Annotated in this window: 14 protein-coding genes; 8 read left to right on the top strand and 6 right to left on the bottom strand. The window is 64.8% G+C overall.

What is annotated here, in order from left to right:
* Positions 1 to 27 precede the first annotated feature (27 nt).
* Both NBV68_RS04435 and NBV68_RS04430 read right to left on the bottom strand, forming a co-directional pair.
* Positions 28 to 426 carry a hypothetical protein gene (locus NBV68_RS04435; RefSeq protein ID WP_296307554.1) on the bottom strand — a complete coding sequence of 133 codons (399 nt, stop codon included), beginning with the start codon at positions 424 to 426 and terminating at the stop codon, positions 28 to 30.
* A gap of 8 nt (positions 427 to 434) precedes the next feature.
* On the bottom strand, positions 435 to 3,098 hold the full coding sequence (locus NBV68_RS04430; protein ID WP_296307553.1) for a TonB-dependent receptor: 2,664 nt from the start codon (positions 3,096 to 3,098) through the stop codon (positions 435 to 437).
* 257 nt (positions 3,099 to 3,355) lie between these two features.
* Between NBV68_RS04430 and NBV68_RS04425 the strand changes: the two genes are divergently transcribed.
* Both NBV68_RS04425 and NBV68_RS04420 read left to right on the top strand, forming a co-directional pair.
* Positions 3,356 to 5,029, top strand: coding sequence for a sulfatase (locus NBV68_RS04425; protein ID WP_296307551.1), 1,674 nt, complete (start codon positions 3,356 to 3,358; stop codon positions 5,027 to 5,029).
* 34 nt (positions 5,030 to 5,063) lie between these two features.
* Complete coding sequence (locus NBV68_RS04420; RefSeq protein WP_296307549.1) at positions 5,064 to 5,894, top strand: hypothetical protein; 831 nt, start codon at positions 5,064 to 5,066, stop codon at positions 5,892 to 5,894.
* On the opposite strand, the gene NBV68_RS04415 is transcribed toward NBV68_RS04420, so the two are convergent.
* On the bottom strand, positions 5,891 to 7,678 hold the full coding sequence (locus NBV68_RS04415) for a sulfatase-like hydrolase/transferase (RefSeq protein WP_296307547.1): 1,788 nt from the start codon (positions 7,676 to 7,678) through the stop codon (positions 5,891 to 5,893). The two genes, NBV68_RS04420 and NBV68_RS04415, sit on opposite strands and share 4 nt — an antisense overlap.
* Before the next feature lie 3 nt (positions 7,679 to 7,681).
* Positions 7,682 to 8,083, bottom strand: coding sequence for a hypothetical protein (locus NBV68_RS04410; RefSeq protein ID WP_296307545.1), 402 nt, complete (start codon positions 8,081 to 8,083; stop codon positions 7,682 to 7,684).
* 146 nt (positions 8,084 to 8,229) lie between these two features.
* Here NBV68_RS04410 and NBV68_RS04405 point away from each other — a divergent pair, with 146 nt between their 5' ends.
* Positions 8,230 to 9,195 carry a formylglycine-generating enzyme family protein gene (locus NBV68_RS04405; RefSeq protein WP_296307544.1) on the top strand — a complete coding sequence of 322 codons (966 nt, stop codon included), beginning with the start codon at positions 8,230 to 8,232 and terminating at the stop codon, positions 9,193 to 9,195.
* A 30-nt stretch (positions 9,196 to 9,225) separates the two neighbouring features.
* Here NBV68_RS04405 and NBV68_RS04400 read toward each other — a convergent pair whose 3' ends face one another.
* Positions 9,226 to 9,384, bottom strand: a complete 159-nt coding sequence (locus tag NBV68_RS04400; RefSeq protein WP_296307543.1) for a hypothetical protein — start codon at positions 9,382 to 9,384, stop codon at positions 9,226 to 9,228.
* Between the two features lie 947 nt (positions 9,385 to 10,331).
* Here NBV68_RS04400 and NBV68_RS04395 point away from each other — a divergent pair.
* The 4 genes from NBV68_RS04395 (at position 10,332) to NBV68_RS04380 (ending at position 14,875) form a co-directional block, all read left to right on the top strand.
* Positions 10,332 to 10,673, top strand: coding sequence for an acyl-CoA thioesterase (locus NBV68_RS04395; protein ID WP_296307541.1), 342 nt, complete (start codon positions 10,332 to 10,334; stop codon positions 10,671 to 10,673).
* 191 nt (positions 10,674 to 10,864) lie between these two features.
* A complete protein-coding gene (locus NBV68_RS04390; RefSeq protein WP_296307540.1) occupies positions 10,865 to 13,234 on the top strand; it encodes a TonB-dependent receptor in 2,370 nt (789 codons plus the stop codon).
* A 342-nt stretch (positions 13,235 to 13,576) separates the two neighbouring features.
* The gene (locus NBV68_RS04385; RefSeq protein ID WP_296307539.1) at positions 13,577 to 14,287 is read left to right on the top strand and encodes an AraC family transcriptional regulator; all 711 of its coding nucleotides are present in this window, start codon (positions 13,577 to 13,579) and stop codon (positions 14,285 to 14,287) included.
* Between the two features lie 141 nt (positions 14,288 to 14,428).
* Positions 14,429 to 14,875 carry an SgcJ/EcaC family oxidoreductase gene (locus NBV68_RS04380; protein ID WP_296307537.1) on the top strand — a complete coding sequence of 149 codons (447 nt, stop codon included), beginning with the start codon at positions 14,429 to 14,431 and terminating at the stop codon, positions 14,873 to 14,875.
* A gap of 188 nt (positions 14,876 to 15,063) precedes the next feature.
* Here the strand turns inward: NBV68_RS04380 and NBV68_RS04375 are convergent, their stop codons facing one another.
* Positions 15,064 to 15,660: a TetR/AcrR family transcriptional regulator gene (locus tag NBV68_RS04375; protein ID WP_296307536.1), complete on the bottom strand. Its 597-nt coding sequence runs from the start codon at positions 15,658 to 15,660 to the stop codon at positions 15,064 to 15,066.
* Positions 15,661 to 15,719: 59 nt separating this feature from the next.
* On the opposite strand from NBV68_RS04375, the gene NBV68_RS04370 reads away from it, so the two are divergent.
* Positions 15,720 to 16,610: an SDR family NAD(P)-dependent oxidoreductase gene (locus NBV68_RS04370; RefSeq protein ID WP_296307535.1), complete on the top strand. Its 891-nt coding sequence runs from the start codon at positions 15,720 to 15,722 to the stop codon at positions 16,608 to 16,610.
* Positions 16,611 to 16,739 lie beyond the last annotated feature (129 nt).

The raw sequence follows: 16,739 nt of genomic DNA, 5'->3' as shown, positions 1-16,739 counted from the left end.
CTCCGATAATGGCTTTCGGAGCGCAGTTCAAGCTTCGCGCGGACCGGCAGTGCTGCGCGATGCAAGATAGAGCAGGCCGACGAAGACCAGTTCTGGCCCATAGCGTTCAGGCAGATGCGGCGCTCCGTGAGCCGTCCCTGCGACAATCCGACCGACCGCGAACAGGCCCAACATCAGCATCGGCGGATAGTACCAGATGCGCTGTCGGCGGATCAGTGCCAGCACCAGGCACACAGCGATGGTCATGCACCAGCTGGCCAGCGCGCCGATCATCGAGCTCAGGCCTAGGCCGCCTTCGGGCAAGGCAAAGCCCCAGAACCTGACGACCACGGCGGGATTGACGAGCCACATTATACCCTGCGCCCCGAAGATCAGCGCCAGCAGCACCGGCGGCAGCAGGGCAAGGTATCCGAGGAGCCTTGCCATCGTCCGCTTCAGAACGACTTGCGCAGGGTTACGCCGAAGGTGCGCGGCTGGCCTGGCGCGCTGCTGAACGATCCCACCTGCAGGACTGTCGGGGTGGCAAAGACGAGATATTCGTCATTGAACAGGTTGCGGGCCCACAGGCTCACGGCGAACCCGCTCTGTGTCCGGATGCCCAGCGAGGTGTTGATCAGGTTCTGTTCGCGCGTGAAGCCGGCGGCATCGATGATCGCCTCCTGGGCGGGATCATCGAAGAACGGCGCATCGCCGATATGCTGCCAGTCGGCCCGGACAAAGGCGTCGAGGTCGCCGATGGTGAACCCGTAATTGGCCGCAAGGCTGAACTGGGTTTCGGCTATGCCCTGCGGCTGCTGCCCGGACACATCGATCCCGTTCCCGAAATTGGGGAAGCTGTCATAGACCGGATCGAGGAAGGTCGCCCCGCCGGACAGGATCAGCCCCTGGTAGGGGTTCCAGGTGAAGTCGAACTCCACCCCGAAAGTCGATTGCTCCGCCGCATTGGCGAGGACAAAACCATTGTCGAGAAAGACATTGGTCTGGAAGTTCTGGATCGTCTGGTCGAACACGGTGAGGTTGAAGCTCAACCGGTCGAACGCCGCCTTGAGCCCGAGCTCATAGACCTCGGCATCCTCGGGACCGGCAAAGCGGGTGCCCGTTGACAGGTTGACGAGGCTCAGCCCGGCATTGGTGATCGGCGAGGCGGGCGTCACGAACACCGGCCGCTGGGTAAAGCGATCGAACACCGGATTGCCGGGGGTGTAGTCGCCCGAAACCGGCCGGCTCTGGCGCGAGAGGTTCCACGAGGTCGCCTTGAAGCCGGTCGCATAGGAGGCGTAGACATTGATATTGTCGGTCACCTCATAGGCCAGCCGCGCGGTGAAATCGGTGCTGTTGTCGTTGCTCCTCCCGTCCTCGACCGCGTTGGGGAAGCCGAGAAAGGCGGGAAAGGGCTGGAGTGCGCGCACCGCGTTGAACGGATTGCTCGGGCCCCTGGCAACCGCCAGCGCCTGTTGCTGGAGCTGGGCGTAGACCTGCGGGTTGGTCTGGATGAAACCACCGACCTGGGCAGGGTTGGTCGGATTGACGCCCCTTGCGACCAGCAGCTGCGAAAGGCTCGCCGCGTAGCCCAGCTGGTCGAGATTCTGGCTCGATAGCACCTCGGTGCTGACCGCGCTCAAGCTGACCGCTTTTTCGTCCTCGGTATAGCTGATGCCGAAGGTCGCGGTCAGCCGGTCGGTGATGTTGAGATCGGCCGAAGCGAAAATCGACCATGCCGTGTTGTCCTGACGGCTGTTATCGGTGATCCCCTGACCTGCGCCGCCCAGCGTGGGCGGGGGGGTCCCGGTGGCCTGAGCAATGAGGTTCGTGAGATTGACCAAAACCTGCGGGCTGCCGATCAAGGAGTCGAGATAGCGGCGATAATCCGTGCCGTTGGCAATCTGGTTGCTGACCTCCAGCTTCTCGTCAAAATAGAAGCCGCCGATGGTCCAGTCGATGAGCTTCCCGGCGCCCACGGATTGCAGCCGGATTTCCTGGGTGAAAGTCTCGATCTCGCTCTGTTGGGCGACCTTGCTGAACAGCGAAAGATCGGTGACGTCGGCATCGAAATCGGAGGCGTTGCTGTTGCTGCGATAAGCGGTGATGCTGGTCAGCGCGGCAAAGCCGAAGTCGACATCGCCCTGCAACGAGACACCCGCGTTCTCGATCGCGTTGGTAGGCACAACGTCGTAGTACACCTCGTAGGAGAAAGGATTTTCCGAGACAAATTGTCCGCCGATCGCGCGCACATTGGCACCGGTCGGCCCCTCGATCACGTTGGTGACGCCGCAGCACACTTCGTCGATCTTGTCGTAGTCGGCGATCAGGCGGAAGCTGATGTCGAGCGACGGCTCCCACAGGATGTCGCCGCGCACGCCCCAGCGATCACGCTGGTTGGTGTCGGTGCCGGTGCCGAGGTCTTCGAAGAAGCCGTCGCGGCGGTTGTAATTGCCCGACAGCGAGGCGGCGAGGTTCCCGGTCAGCGGTCCGGTGGCATAGGCATCGAAGCGCCGCAGATCATAGTTGCCGATGCTGGCTTCAACCGCGCCGGCCCATTCGAATTGCGGCTTGCGGGTGGTGACCGAAATGATCCCGGCCGAAGCGTTCTTTCCGAACAGCGTCGACTGCGGGCCGCGCAGCACTTCGACCCGCTCGAGATTGGGCAGGTCCGAAATCGCTGCCGCCGAGCGCGAGCGGTAGACGCCGTCGACGAACACGCCGACCGAAGGCTCGAGCCCGATCGCGTTCTGGCCATTGCCGAAGCCGCGGATGAAGAAGGTGGTGTTGCCCGAAGTCTGCCCCTGCCGCACCGCCAAGGAGGGCACCAGCGTCTGCAGATCGAGCAGATCCTGAACCTCGGCCCGTTCGATCTCCTCGGCGCCGACAACCGAAACGGCGACCGGCGCTTCCTGAAGGGTCTGCTCACGTTTGGTCGCCGTCACCACGATGACGGGCACACCCGGCACCTGCACATCTTCCCCGTCCGGGTCAGCGTCAGTCCGCTCTTGGGCATGGACCGGCGCAGCAAGGCCGATCAGCAGAGCCGGCAGCGCGGCGCTCAGCGCCAGAGCCGAACGATGTGTGACGGGCAGATTTCCCCGATGGACTCGCAACAATATACCCTCCCCAGTCGACGGCCGCCATCCGTCGTGGCAGCTGATTGATTGCATTAATGGTATACATTATTGTCGCATCCGCAAGAGCGGAGTTGCAAGCGACCGGTTCACGCCGGAATCTCGCCGCAAGCGGGCGGGGCGATTGCATTTTTTAATTGCTCCCATTAATCTTGGGGTGGAAGTGGCGTGCGAAGGGCTGCAAAAACCGGCGCTCTTGGCTTGCGGCGCGCCGCATGGCAGCACTGAGGGGAACCAGAATGCTGAAGAAGATCGGGATCGTTGCGCTGCTCGCCGTGCTGCTGACGGGCACGCTGGGGTGGCTCAATCGCAACACGATCATTCAGGCCATCGCGCTCAATCGGGCGAAGGCGAACAGGATCGAGGCCGGCCCGACCCGGCCCGTGTCTTGGGATCAGGGCCCAACGCAAGCGACCGCACCACTCGCCGACCGGCCGCCCAATATCGTGTTCATCCTGCTAGATGATCTGGGCTACAACGACATCACGACCTTTGGGGGCGGAATTGCGGGAGGCAAGGTGCCCACCCCCAATATCGACAGGCTGGCGGCGCAAGGCGCGATCTTCAGCCAAGCCTATTCCGGGACCGGAACCTGCGCGCCGTCTCGCGCAATGCTGATGACCGGGCGCTACCCTACCCGCACCGGGTTCGAATTCACGCCGACGCCCGACGGCATGACCAATGTGCTGGCGGCCTTCGCTGCAGATCGCAAGCAGAGCCACCTGCCTCCCCTAAAGGTCAATTCCGAAGTCAATGACGATGATCTGCCGTTCCGCAACAAGGGCCTGCCGGGATCGGAAGTCACCATCGCCGAACTGCTGAAGCAGCAGGATTACCACACCATCCACATCGGCAAGTGGCATCTCGGCAACAGCCCGCAATTCCTGCCCAATGCGCAAGGCTTCGACGAAAGCCTGCTGATGCACAGCGGGCTCTATCTGCCCGAAGACGATCCGAACGTCGTCAACGCCCCGCTCGATTTCGATCCGATCGACAAGACCCTGTGGGCCGCGATGAGCTTTGCCGCATCCTATAATGGCGGCGAGCCATTCAAGCCGGGCGGCTATCTCACCGATTGGTGGACCGACGAAACCCTGCGCGTGATCGAGGCCAACCGTCATCGCCCCTTCTTTCTCCACCTTGCGCATTGGGCACCGCACACCCCGTTGCAGGCGACGAAGGAGGATTACGAGGCGGTCGGCGATATCGCCCCCCATCACGCGCGGGTCTATGCGGCGATGATCCGCGCGGTGGACCGCAGCATCGGGCGGGTGATGGACAAGCTCGAGGCCGAGGGGCTGGCCGACAACACGATCGTGGTGCTGAGCAGCGACAATGGCGCACCGGGCTATATCGGCATCCCCGAGGTCAATGCACCCTTCAGAGGCTGGAAGGTCACCCTGTTCGAGGGCGGCATCCGGGTGCCGATGTTCGTCAAGTGGCCAGCCCGGATCGCCCGGGGAACGGTCGTCGATACCCCGGTGGCGCATATCGACCTTTTCCCCAGCCTCGCCGCGGCCGCGGGCGTGCCGCTTCCGCGTGACCGCGTGATCGACGGGGTCAACTTCATGCCTGCCGCCTTCGGCACCGGCCCGCTCAAGCGCAAGGATGATGCGATCTTCTGGCAATCGGGGGCCTATCGGGTCGTGCGCGCGGGCGACTGGAAACTGCAGGTCGATGGCAACCAGAACAAGACCTGGCTGTTCAACCTCGCCGCCGATCCGGGCGAGCGCAGCAACCTTGCGGGCCAGCAGCCGCAGAAGGTCGCCCAGCTGAAGGCTCTGCTCGCCGCGCATCACACCAACGCCGCGCCCTCGCTGTGGCCGCACAGCCTGATCAGCCCCGTCGTGATCGACAAGACCATCGATCAGCCTGTCGCCAAGGGGGATGAGTACATCCTGTGGCCCAATTGATGCCCCGGTCGATGCAAGAGCGGGAGAGCGGACGATGACCCCTGTGCTGACCGGCCTGGCCGCCGTCGCCGGACTGATCGTGCTGGCGGTTGCGGCGGCCACGATCACCGGCCTGCGCCAGCCATCGCGGCGGATCTATCGGCATGGCACAGTCATCTTTGCAGCGTTGCGGCAGGATGATCCGGTCTTCCGCCTGATCGCTCCTGACGCCCTGTGGACTGCATCGGCCCAGTTCACGCTGATCGGTGAGAGCGATGCCTATTGGACCGACTACCTGATCCTGCCGCCCGACACGCGCGCCGTGGCGGAGCTGAAGACACAGCCGGGCTTGTCGGACATGTTCGTGGCCGAGGTTGAACTCACGCCCGTTCCCGCCCTTGCGCTGGGGGTGCTGCGGTTGCGCCATCTGCTCGGGCTGACCCGGCGGCCGCAGGGGCCGCTGCCGACCCTCATTGATCACATCGAAGGACGGCGCGAGTTGCTGCCAACGATCGAAGCCATCGCCAAGGCTCAGGCGCTGACGGGCGATGCGCCTGTGACGATGGTCAATTTCCTCGAATACTTCGCCGCGGCCGGGGGCGATGCGGTGGATGGGCGCGCGGCCTACCTGCGCTATGGCCGCGAGGCTTTCAAGGCGGTGCATACGGTGGGCGGACAGTTCCTGTTTGCCGGCACGATCACAGCCATGCTGGTTCGCCCAGCCAGCCCGGATTGGCAGGGGCCTTGGGATGACGTTGCGGCGATGATCTATCCCGATCCCACCGCGATCTTCGCGATGGAGCAGCTCCCCGCCTATCGCCGTGCGCTGGGCGATCGCGACGCGGGTCTCAAGCGTACTTGCGTGATCGCGACCCGCGTCGGCTAGGCCGCCCGGCGGCGGCGCATCAGCACGCGGATCCCGCGCAGCGCCAGCCAGGCCACCGCGACCAGCACCAGCAGGATTCCCGCCAGCACGCCATATAGCCAAGGGTAATTGCCGAGTAGCCGCGCGCCGACATTGCGGGTGACCTGCTTCATGGAATCATAGCCCTCGGGCATCTCCAGCACGCCCACCCGCGCGGCATAGGCGGCGTATTCGGCGAGCATCCGCTGCATAATGGCAGGCTCGCTGGCGCTGAGGTCGTTGGTCTCGCCCGGATCGCGCGCCAGATTGTAGAGCCGCCACCGGCCATCGCCGACCGGAGGCACGCTGCGGGTGATCTTGTAATCGCCCAGATAGAGCGCGGAATTGCCCGACACCTCGACCGCGCGGGCCTCGTCAGGGCCATAGGCGCTGTCGGCCTCGCCTGCGAGCACCGGGAGCAGGCTGCGCCCGGTGATCGGCTTGCCCTTGCTCGCCTGCGGATCGACATCGAGCCAGTCGAGCACGGTCGGGGCGACGTCAGTGATCATCGCCGGGGTGGAGACCTTTTGCGGGGCAATGCCGGGCCCGGCCATGATCAGCGGCACCCGGATTCCGCCTTCGGTGGCGTAGAACTTGAACCACGCGCCGGGGGTCGCAGCGGCAGCGGCCCATTCGGGGCCGATGAAGCCCCACGACCCGGGGCCGCCCATATTCTCGGCGCCGATGTGATAGCCGGTCAGCCAGTGGAACAGGCCGAGGGTTACCGTGTCGTCCCCGCGCGACGGTTCAGGGCCGTTGTCGGAGGAGACGATGAAGATCGTGTTCTCGTACTCACCCTTCGCCTTGAGATGCGCGATCAGCCGCCCGATGTGGAAGTCCATCGCTTCCAGCATCGCCGCGTTCACTTCCATGCGCGCGGCATAGAGCGCGCGGGTCTCGGCAGAGAGGCTGTCCCAGGCACGGAAATCGGGCGGAAGGTCGGCGAGCGGCGCGCCTTGCGGGATCAGGCCCAGCGCCTGCGCCCGTTGGTGGCGTTCCTTGCGCAGCGCCTCCCAGCCCTTGTCATAGCGCCCCTTGTAGCGGTCGATGAATTCCTTGGGCGCCTGCACCGGAATGTGGATCGCCTGAAACGGAAGATAGGCGAAGAACGGCTTGGCCGGATCGGTCTCGGCGAGATAGTCGATCGCCGTGTCGACAATGAAGCGCGAGGAATAGAAATCCTCAGGCAGGCTGGTCTCGACCCCGTCCTCGAACCACGGCGCGTCCTTGTAATAGGGCATGTAGGACTGGTCGGCCCAATTGTCCGCGCCCGAGGCGGCGAGGGCAAAGCTGCGATCGAAGCCGTGGGCCTGCGGCATCTCGCCCGCCGCCTCGCCCATGTGCCACTTGCCCGCCATCACCGTGCGATAGCCCTGCGCCCGCAGCCGGTCGGCCAGCGTCAGTACGCCCGGCTCCAGCGCCATCCTGTAGCCCGGCTGGCCCTTCTGTTCCTCGGGCAGGACTTCGGGAATGGTGGCGACCCCGGTGAGGTGCGCGTCCATGCCGGTCAGCAGCATCGCGCGCGATGGCGAACACAGCGGCGAGGCGCGGTATTGGGTGAACAGCGCCCCGCGCCCCGCCAGCGCGTCGATATTGGGGGTGCGCGCCTCGCCGCCATAGGCGCCGAAATCCATCAGCGCGACATCGTCAGCGAGGATGATCACGACATTGGGTCGCTTGTCCGGCGCGGCTGCCGGAGCGGCCGCGCCCACCATCGCGGCAAGAGCAAGGAGCGGCAGCAGCCGCTTGGCGCACAGGCTCCGCACGGCTTAACCGTTGCTCCCGCGCTCGCGTCCGAGCACGCGGCTGGCGATGATCAGGATCGCGCCCATCGAGATCTCGATCCCCACCATGTCGGCGAGGAACGGTGCTCCGTGGAACAGGAAGGCGGCGGTGCGGTAAGCGGCTGCGCCCAGCAGCGGCACGGCCGCAGCGATGAACCACGGGCGCTCGCGGGTGATCAGCGCGAGTCCGATAAAGCAGGCAGCGGCCAGAAAGAACGCGCCGATATCCATCTGGCTGCTCAGCGCCGGGCCGGTCAGCAATGGCATCTTCAGGGCCTCAGCCGCCCGCTCAGGCACCAACAACCACAGCGCTGCATTGCCGGCCATGAGGAGCGCGATGACGGCGACAAGCCCCAGCAGCACCGATCGACCCACTTGCATCCGCATTCTCCCTCTCCCGAATTAATGCACTACATTTCCGATGCGAGTGGTGTCAATGGATGCGCGGCGATGCGGCTGGCGCGGGTGAGCCGAATGGCGCATGCTGGCCGAAGATGGGTCATGGGCAGACATACGCTGTGGGTGGAGTAAGGATGATCGAGGAAGGCGACAAGTGGGACAGGCAAACGCGGCGGCAGATCGCAAGCGCGCCCCTTGGGCTGCTCCCGGTGCTGCTTGCGGTTTCCGCCTGCGGTGAGGCTCCGCCGCAGGACACGCCCCGGCAGGCCGCCGCCACCTGCACCGGGCTCGCCGAGCCCGGCATGGTGTGGATCCCCGGCGGTCGTTTCACCATGGGCGCGGATGCCCGCTACCCTGAGGAAGGGCCACCGCGCGACGTTGCGGTCGAAGGCTTCTGGATGAGCCGCACCGAAGTCACCAACGCCCAGTTCGCCGCCTTCGTCGCTGCAACCGGTTACCGCACCGAGGCCGAACGCTCTCCGCCCGCACTGCCCGATGCTCCGCCCGAAATGCTGCAACCCGGCTCGGCCGTGTTCCGCGTGCCGACGCAGGACAATCGCAACTGGTGGGGATGGGTGCCCGGCGCGAACTGGCAGCACCCCTCAGGCCCCAAAAGCGCGATTGCCGGGCGGGAGCGCGATCCGGTGGTGCAGGTCACCTACAACGATGCGCTCGCCTATGCCCGATGGGCGGGGCTGAGCCTGCCGAGCGAGGAACAGTGGGAATTCGCCGCGCGGGCCGGAGCCGAGGCCTTGCCAGAGCCCAAGGATGCCTCTGGCAAGCCGAATGCGAATTATTACCAGGGCGTCTTCCCGGCCCGCGATCTTGGCGAAGACGGCTTCACCGCGCGCGCGCCGGTGGGCTGCTTTCCCGCCAATGCTTTCGGCTTGCACGACATGATCGGCAATGTCTGGGAATGGACCACCAACGCGGCCCGCCCCGGCCAGCCGGTCAATGTGATCAAGGGCGGATCATATTTGTGCGCGGCCAATTACTGCGCGCGCTACCGGCCCGCCGCGCGCCAGTTTCAGGAGCGCGATCTCGGCACGGACCACATCGGCTTCCGCCTCGTCGACAACACCCGGTCCGCGCCGCGCTAGGCCGACGTCACAGGAGCTTGCGGCGATCGATCACCTCGTCCGCGGCGGGAGCGAAAACAGCATCCCGTCCCCGCCCACCACGATCCCGCCGTCGAAGCGCGCGAGCGCATCGCCGAGAAAGGCGGCGTAGAGATAGGCCGCCCGAGGCGCAGGTTGGAACTTGCGGATCTCGAAATCGGTAAGCGGCATGGCATGCACTCCGGCATGGCCGCGGAAATTCTCAGGTCCGGATCGTCGGATCGGGGCTGGGGGCAAAGGCAACTGGCCCGAGGCCCCCTTTCGCCCATCTTTCCCCCAATTCTGTTCCCGAATCCATCTGGCTTTGTCCGGATTTTCTGGGATTTTCCGGGACCGATTGAATGGTAAGAATGGCAGAAAAGCGCCATTCTTTCCAGACATTACCGGAAATTCTCGGATGTAGATGTGGTGCAGAAGAGGACTCGAAAGATGCCCGTTAGATGCTGAATTCGAGTCCTTATTTGGCAGGATTTTCCAGTTGAACCCCCATCTGGACCCCCTAGGCGTCATCCACAGCAAAGGTTCGAATCTCCAGCGTTCGGCACTCAATTGTGGCTTACGCTTTTGCTGTGACTTCCCTAGGCCAGTCCCGCCTCAAGCACGAGCGTCAATCGCTGTCGAGAAGTGATCCCACTCGCAACATTTGCGCTCGGCCTGCTAATCAATCAAACGTGGACGGAGTGCCAGATCGGCCAAGATGGCTGGACTTGGGACTTTGCGGTCATTCCCGCTTTACGTAGTCTGCGGCAGGTTCTCAGCCAAGACCTGCCACACAGCCAATTTCCGTCCGACCAGTCAACCGGGTGTCCAGCCAGCTCCGAGAGCGAGGTGGACGTTGGCCCATGCCTCGTGCTGGTTCGCTTAGGCGGTGATGGTTCCCGCCTCTGCGGCCAGGAGATCCGCCTCGGCTTCGGCCAATTCGAATGCGCTTGCCGCGCCGGCGCGGGCGCGGGCGCGGGCGCGGACTGTGGCGGCGGCGCGACCGGCTGCGCTGCGGGCGCTCTACGAGGCGGCGCTGCGAGCAGGCCGCCGCTGCGCGCGCGTTCGGACTATTCGGTATTCCGCAGGCTCACCACCCGCAGGGCCGACAACGACGTCTATGGTCACGTCAGCAAGCCGTGCACTATGCATGGTTCGACACCATGGTGAACACCTATCTGGTCGAGCAGGGCGGGCTCGATCTCGCGGACGGCGCGGTGATCGGTCTGGTGGTCGAATCCGGCTGCCGCTATGCCAAACCCCTAGCCTTTCCGGGCGATGTCGAGATCGGCCTGAAGGCCTGTCGGCCAGGAACATCGAGCGTGCGTTACGAGCTGGGTGCCTTCGCACCGGGCACTGCCGATGCTGCGGCAGATGGCTTTTTCGTGCAGGTCTTCGTCGACCGGGAAACGCGGCGACCGGTGGCCGGCCCGCCGGTGCTTCGCAGAGCGCTGGACCGGGTCGGATGGGACCGCCGCTAGGGAGCGACAGCGACATGCAAGGCGGTGCTCGTCACGCGCGCATCATTGTGCACGACGTGCCGTGTGTGGGTTCCGGCATTATCTGCAAATCTTCATAACTGCTGTCACAACGCCGTCCCATTTCGATGACATCGGCCACGCCGCATCGGGAAGGGGGCATGTTGCCTCTCGTATGCACGGGGCATTCAAGAATGAAGACAAAGAGATTGATTGCGCTGCTCCTCACAGGAGCGGCGGCTACCGTCATGTCGGCGGCTGCGCATGCACAGACTGCCAGGCCCGGCGACGACGAGGCATCGTCGCCCGCGTCAGAACCCGATGCGGAAGGCGACATCATCGTCACCGCGCAGCGCCGCTCGGAACGCACGCTCGATGTGCCAGTGACGGTGTCCGTCCTCGGCCCGGAAGCACTGCGGGACTACCAGGCAGGCGGGGCCGACACGCTGCTGTCGCTTTCGGGCCGTGTGCCGGGCCTCTATGTCGAATCGACCACGGGGCGCATTTTCCCGCGCTTCTACATCCGCGGGCTCGGGAATATCGACTTTTACCTCGGTGCCTCGCAGCCGGTGTCGATCATTCAGGACGATGTCATCGGCGAACACGTGGTGCTCAAGTCCAACCCGGCCTACGACATCGCGCAGGTCGAGGTCCTTAAGGGCCCGCAGGGCTCGCTATTCGGGCGCAACACCACGGCGGGGATTGTCAAGTTCGACACCGCCCAGCCCAGCGACACCTGGCGCGGGCAGGGATCGGTCAGCTATGGCACGTTCAACAGCATCAACGCCGATCTGGGCATTGGCGGCCCGCTCAACAGCGACGGGAGCCTGAGCTTCCGCCTGTCGGGGCTGCTCCAGCACCGCGACGATTGGATCGACAACATCTATACTGGTCCTTCGGACGACGGCACGGTGCCCGGGCGCAACGTCATGGGCGGCTTCACCGAACGCAACGCCCGGCTGCAGATCCTCGCCCGGCCCAGCGATGCCGTCAGCCTGCGCCTGTCGGGTCACGTGCGCGATTATGACGGCACGGCCTCGATCTTCTACCGCGGCTCGATCCGGGTCGGCACCGATGAAGTGCCCGAAGGCTTCGACCGCGGTATCGTCGCCTATGACGAGGCCGAGAACAACCCGCAGGGCTACAACACCCACGGCATCTCGCTGAAGGCGGATATCGATTTCGGTTTCGCCACGCTGACCTCGATCACCGCCTGGGAACACGCGTCCGGCTTCAGCCGCGGCGACACCGACGGCGGGGCGGCTGCCAATTTCGGAGGCGTCGCGCCCAACATCTGCGCCGCCGGCTGCGGCCAATCGCGCGGACGCCTGCTCGGGCTCGACCAGTGGAGCCAGGAAGTGCGCCTCGCCAGCCCCGACGAGGGGCGCTTCAAGTGGCAGATCGGCGGGATCTACTTCGATTCGCGCGACCGGACCGAGTTCGCCCAGCGTTCGTTCTTCCTGATCAACAATTCGCTGGGGACGACGCCCAACCCCAACAATTTCATCCGTCTGCGCAACGTCAACACCAGCTGGGCTGCCTTCGGTCAGGCAAGCTACGACGTGACCGACGCCCTGACGCTGACCGGCGGTCTGCGCATCACCAATGACGTGCGCAACACCCGGCTGACCGAAAACCCGAACTTCACCCGCCTGAACGTGCCGGCGACCGCGCCGACCTCGTCCTATGCCTGCGGGGCGGCGTTCGATTGCAGGCTTTCGGACACCCAGCCGAGCTGGGACGCGGCGCTGCTCTACCGGATCTCGCCCGAGACCAGCGTCTTCGCGCGCTATGCGAGGGGCTTCCGCGGGCCGACCATTCAGGGCCGCTCGGCCGTGTTCGCCTCGGCCTATTCGACCGCGGATTCGGAAAAGAGCACCAGCTACGAAATCGGCCTGAAGTCGGCGCCTTTCGGTGACCGCCTCAACTTCAGCCTAGCCGGCTTCTATTACACGGTCGACGACATCCAGCTGAACGGCAACGACAGCAACGGCAACGGCGTGCTGTTCAATGGCGATCAGGGCGAGGGCTACGGCTTCGAGGCCGAATTGTCGGCACGGCCGGTGCGCAACCTGCAGATCAACGCAGGGATCAGTGTCCTCCACACCGAGATCAACGATCCGACCGTTTTCGCGCAGGTGGGTGCTGCGGGCGGCGTGCTGTCGCAGACCGTGCTCAACCCCACGGTGCGGGTGGGCAACAACTTTTTCGCGCAGATCGACGGCAATCCCTTCCCCAACGCGCCCGACTACAACATCAACCTCAGCGCGCGCTACGATTTGCCGATCGGCGACCAGAGCGGGCTGTTCTTGGCAGGCGACTTCAACATCCAGGGCGCGACCAATCTCGTGCTCTACCGTTCGGTCGAATACCGGGCCGAGGGCAATTACGAGATCGGCGGCAAGATCGGCTATGCCTTCGGCGACTACGAGATCGCCGTCTTCGCCCGGAACCTGACGAACCGTACCAACCTGATCGGGGCGATCGACACGCTGAACTACCGGGCCGGGATCTACAACGATCCCCGCGTGATCGGTGTGATGCTGAGCGGGTCGTTCCGCTGATCACTCGTCAGGGCCGCGGTGCGCTGCATCGCGGCCCTGACCCGATTTGCGCTTGGATGCGAGCCAAGAGCCGAACACTTGGCATCATGCCCGACACCAATTTCGTGCCCGAATGCAATTGAGCCCAAGCACCTACCGGCAGAAGTTCGTGCGCCTCGCAGCCGCCGGAAGACCCAAGATGAAGGCAATCCGATTGTGGTCGGGCACCTAAGGCTGTAGCTTAGCAAGCGAGCCCAAGCCCGGGAGACGCGAACCATGAATGTCCGACGTCGCTTGGCACCAGCGCCGCTCCAGTCGGTTGTGCGATATTTCAGCGAGCGAGAAGGGGCACTCGGCAACAGCATGCTCGTCGGCGCAACGGCGGCGCGGCCCGATCATCTGCTCGAGATCTACCTCGCAGAACCTTACGCTACGAAGGACGCAACAGGGTCTGTCGCTGAAGCGCCCACCATGACCATGCTGGGGCCGCAGGTAGATCGGCGCGTCTCCATTGTCCTCGGCGGCGACATCCTGACCTTCACGGTCGCTTTTCAACCTGCAGGATTGCACGTCCTGTTCGGCCTTTCGGCCGAGGCGCTGGTCGATCGCGAGGCGTCAGCCCTCCATGTCAGCAGATTGGCCGCGCAGCTGCTTCACGACCGGCTGCGCCGCGCAACTTCGTTCGAGGAACGTGTAGCGGCGGCCGAGAGCTGGGTGGCCGCTCGCCTCGCCGATTCCGCACCGCCCGATGCGGTGGCGCATGCGGCCACGATCCTGGCACGCGCGGGCGGACGGGTGCCAATTCGCGAGCTTGCGGGCCGTGCCGGGCTAAGCCCACGCCAGTTCACGCGGCGCTTCAGGTCGCAAGTCGGGGTGGCGCCGAAGCTTTACGCTCGCATCCTGCGGCTCGACTGGGTCATGAAGCAACGGCTAGCTACGCCCCAGGCGAGCTGGACTGAGCTCGCGCACGCCGCCGGTTACGCCGATCAGGCGCACCTCATTCGCGACACCCGCGCACTCTGTGATGCCGCGCCCCAACGCTTTTTTGGGTCATGGGCGTGCGTTCAGGCATGACGCTTTTGTTCAATGCGCCCGGACCGCTTCGATGCAAAGTCATCGCCAGAAGTGGGGAATGCGATGGACAGGCGCGGGGTAGTCAAGGCGATGGCAGGAGCAACACTCGGCTTGGCGGGCGCAAACGCACGGAGCGGCCCGGTGAATGCTGCTGAGCAGGAGAAGCGCGTGCGCGCCGTTGTCGACGGCTATCAGACCGCTTGGAACGCCTCGGACATGGACGCCATGCGCGCGCTCTACGACACACGGGTGCACTGGGTGAACATCGTCGGCATGCACTGGCAGGGCATCGCCGACGTTGACCGGGCACACCGAGCCTATTTCGACCAGATGTTTCGCGGCGTGCCGATAACGCTGGAGGCGATCGAGTCGATCGTTCCGATCGGAGACGGCGGTTCGATCGCCGTTATCCGCTGGGCCGTGGGGGCCTACCGCACTCCGGGCGGACACATGAGCCCGCCAGGCCGCAATCGCATGAGCCTCGTGCTGATGCCGCACGGCGATGAGCTTCGCATACTGCACGGCGCCAACGTGGAAATCGTTGCGGCGGCGCAGGCGTTCGATCCGATTACTCGAAAAGGAGATTGAGTACGAACGGACGAAAGCAGCCGTTGCCATTGACGCTGGGGAATGACTGGGTCTGGGGCGGCAGCCGCCACGGCTCCAGTCCGGCCGCGAACGACGGCTTTGCCCCGTTTCTGGAAAAATCCCGCCAACCAGCAATCGACCCCATTTCGGTCATCCGGACGAGCACTGTCTCCGGCAACACGCAGATGTCAGTCAGCAAGCCAGCCCCTGATAAGCGCCTCTGCCCCCGCCTGAACTACCGCTTTCGCCTGCGAGGGGTCTATTTGGCCGCTGAGTGTTAAAGTGCCGACTCCGTGAGCCAAGCTCCAAATCGACGTTGCCGCCCTTTGCGCTGCATAGGTGCTTGAACGCGTGCTGAGCAGCCGTTCGACGAGCTGGAGCAGGCTCGCAGCCGGCGCCGCGGCCGCCTCGGCCAGATCGCCGCGGATGGCCCCTTCAGCCGAATGGATCTCGTGCATCAGCCGATGAAGGTTGGGATGGGCAATCATGAAATCGACGTAGTTGACCGCCCCGGCGACAAGGCCCCTGGCGGGGTGGTCGCCGGCTTCCAAGAGCGCGCGCTCCTTGCTGGTCTGAAGCCGCCTGAACCCCTCGACAGCGATGGCAACCATGAGGTCGGAGCGATCGGCGAAATGGTGATAGGGTGCCATCGGACTGACCCCGACACTGCGGGCCAGGCTCCGCAAGCTCAGCGCGCGCATGCCGTCATTCTCGAGCGCCAGCAACGCTGCCTCGATCAGCGCCGCGCGCAGTTCTCCATGATGATAGGACGCCTTGGGTCTCATCTTGACGGCTCCTAGCGCCCAAACTATGCGTCGTAAACTTTACGGCGTAAGGATTGACGATGCTCACAGTCATGACAGGCGGAACCCGCGGGCTAGGCCGCAATGCTGCGGAGCGCCTCGCTGCGGAAGCGCGCGAGGACGAGATCCTCGTGATGGGCGCGCGCGATGCCGCTTCCGTGCCTTCGGGATGGACGGCGCTCCCGCTCGACCTCGGCAGCCTTGCCAGCGTGCGCGCGTTCGTCGCCGCCTTGCCGGAAGGTCCGATCGACCGGCTCGTCCTCAATGCGGGGGGGCAGCGCCCGGACGTGTCCGCGCGCAGCAAGGATGGGTTCGAGGCCACTTTCGCGGCCAACCACCTGGCGCATTTCCTGCTGCTCCGCCTGCTGCTTGCGCGCTTCTCACCGGGCGCGAGAATCGTCATCACCTCGAGCGGGACGCATGATCCGCGCGAGAAGACCGGGGTTCCTGCGCCGCGCCATGCCAATGCCCGGTGGCTGGCTTATCCCGATGAAGACCCCCAGCGCGACGCCTCGCCCCTGGTGGCGGGCCTGCGCGCCTATTCGAGCTCGAAACTCGCCAATCTGATGACGGCTCGCTATCTCGCGCAAAGCGAGGAGGCGCGCACCGGCGGGTGGAGTGTCTTCGCCTATGATCCGGGCCTCACGCCCGGGACGGGCCTTGCGCGAAGCCAGCCCTGGCCGATACGCGCGCTGTTGTGGCCGCTTTTGCCGCTGATGGTTCCCTTCGCGAAGGGCATGAACCGCTTGAGCGACGCCGGACGAGGTCTCCATTGTCTTGCGACCAGCGTGGAGGCGCCGGAGGGCCGGACATATGCGGCCCTGCGGCGAGGGGCGCTGACGTGGCCGCATCCCTCGTCGCTTGCGCAGGATGACGCTCTCGTGGCGCAGCTCTGGCGGGACTCAGAGGTGTTGGTCTCAAGCCACGCCTGAAGGGTGGCAGCGGTAGCTTTCCACCCACGATCAGTCATGAGCGGGGCCGATGCGGGCTCCGGAAATCGGAATGGCGGCTTCCGGCGGAAACGGACGCTTGATCTCAGATTCGTAAACGACCGATTGTGG

This window comes from Erythrobacter sp., assembly GCF_023653175.1.
GTDB lineage: Bacteria > Pseudomonadota > Alphaproteobacteria > Sphingomonadales > Sphingomonadaceae > Erythrobacter.
Note: the sequence above shows the minus strand (reverse complement) of the source record. Positions and strands in the feature narration are given on the sequence as shown.

Excerpts from the sequence above, each read along its gene's own strand:
- NBV68_RS04435 (WP_296307554.1), bottom strand. The coding sequence starts at position 426 with ATGGCAAGGCTCCTCGGATACCTTGCCCTGCTGCCGCCGGTGCTGCTG.
- NBV68_RS04390 (WP_296307540.1), top strand. The coding sequence starts at position 10,865 with ATGAAGACAAAGAGATTGATTGCGCTGCTCCTCACAGGAGCGGCGGCT.
- NBV68_RS04420 (WP_296307549.1), top strand. The coding sequence starts at position 5,064 with ATGACCCCTGTGCTGACCGGCCTGGCCGCCGTCGCCGGACTGATCGTG.
- NBV68_RS04400 (WP_296307543.1), bottom strand. The coding sequence starts at position 9,384 with ATGCCGCTTACCGATTTCGAGATCCGCAAGTTCCAACCTGCGCCTCGG.
- NBV68_RS04425 (WP_296307551.1), top strand. The coding sequence starts at position 3,356 with ATGCTGAAGAAGATCGGGATCGTTGCGCTGCTCGCCGTGCTGCTGACG.
- NBV68_RS04375 (WP_296307536.1), bottom strand. The coding sequence starts at position 15,660 with ATGAGACCCAAGGCGTCCTATCATCATGGAGAACTGCGCGCGGCGCTG.
- NBV68_RS04405 (WP_296307544.1), top strand. The coding sequence starts at position 8,230 with ATGATCGAGGAAGGCGACAAGTGGGACAGGCAAACGCGGCGGCAGATC.
- NBV68_RS04410 (WP_296307545.1), bottom strand. The coding sequence starts at position 8,083 with ATGCGGATGCAAGTGGGTCGATCGGTGCTGCTGGGGCTTGTCGCCGTC.
- NBV68_RS04370 (WP_296307535.1), top strand. The coding sequence starts at position 15,720 with ATGCTCACAGTCATGACAGGCGGAACCCGCGGGCTAGGCCGCAATGCT.
- NBV68_RS04385 (WP_296307539.1), top strand. The coding sequence starts at position 13,577 with ATGCTCGTCGGCGCAACGGCGGCGCGGCCCGATCATCTGCTCGAGATC.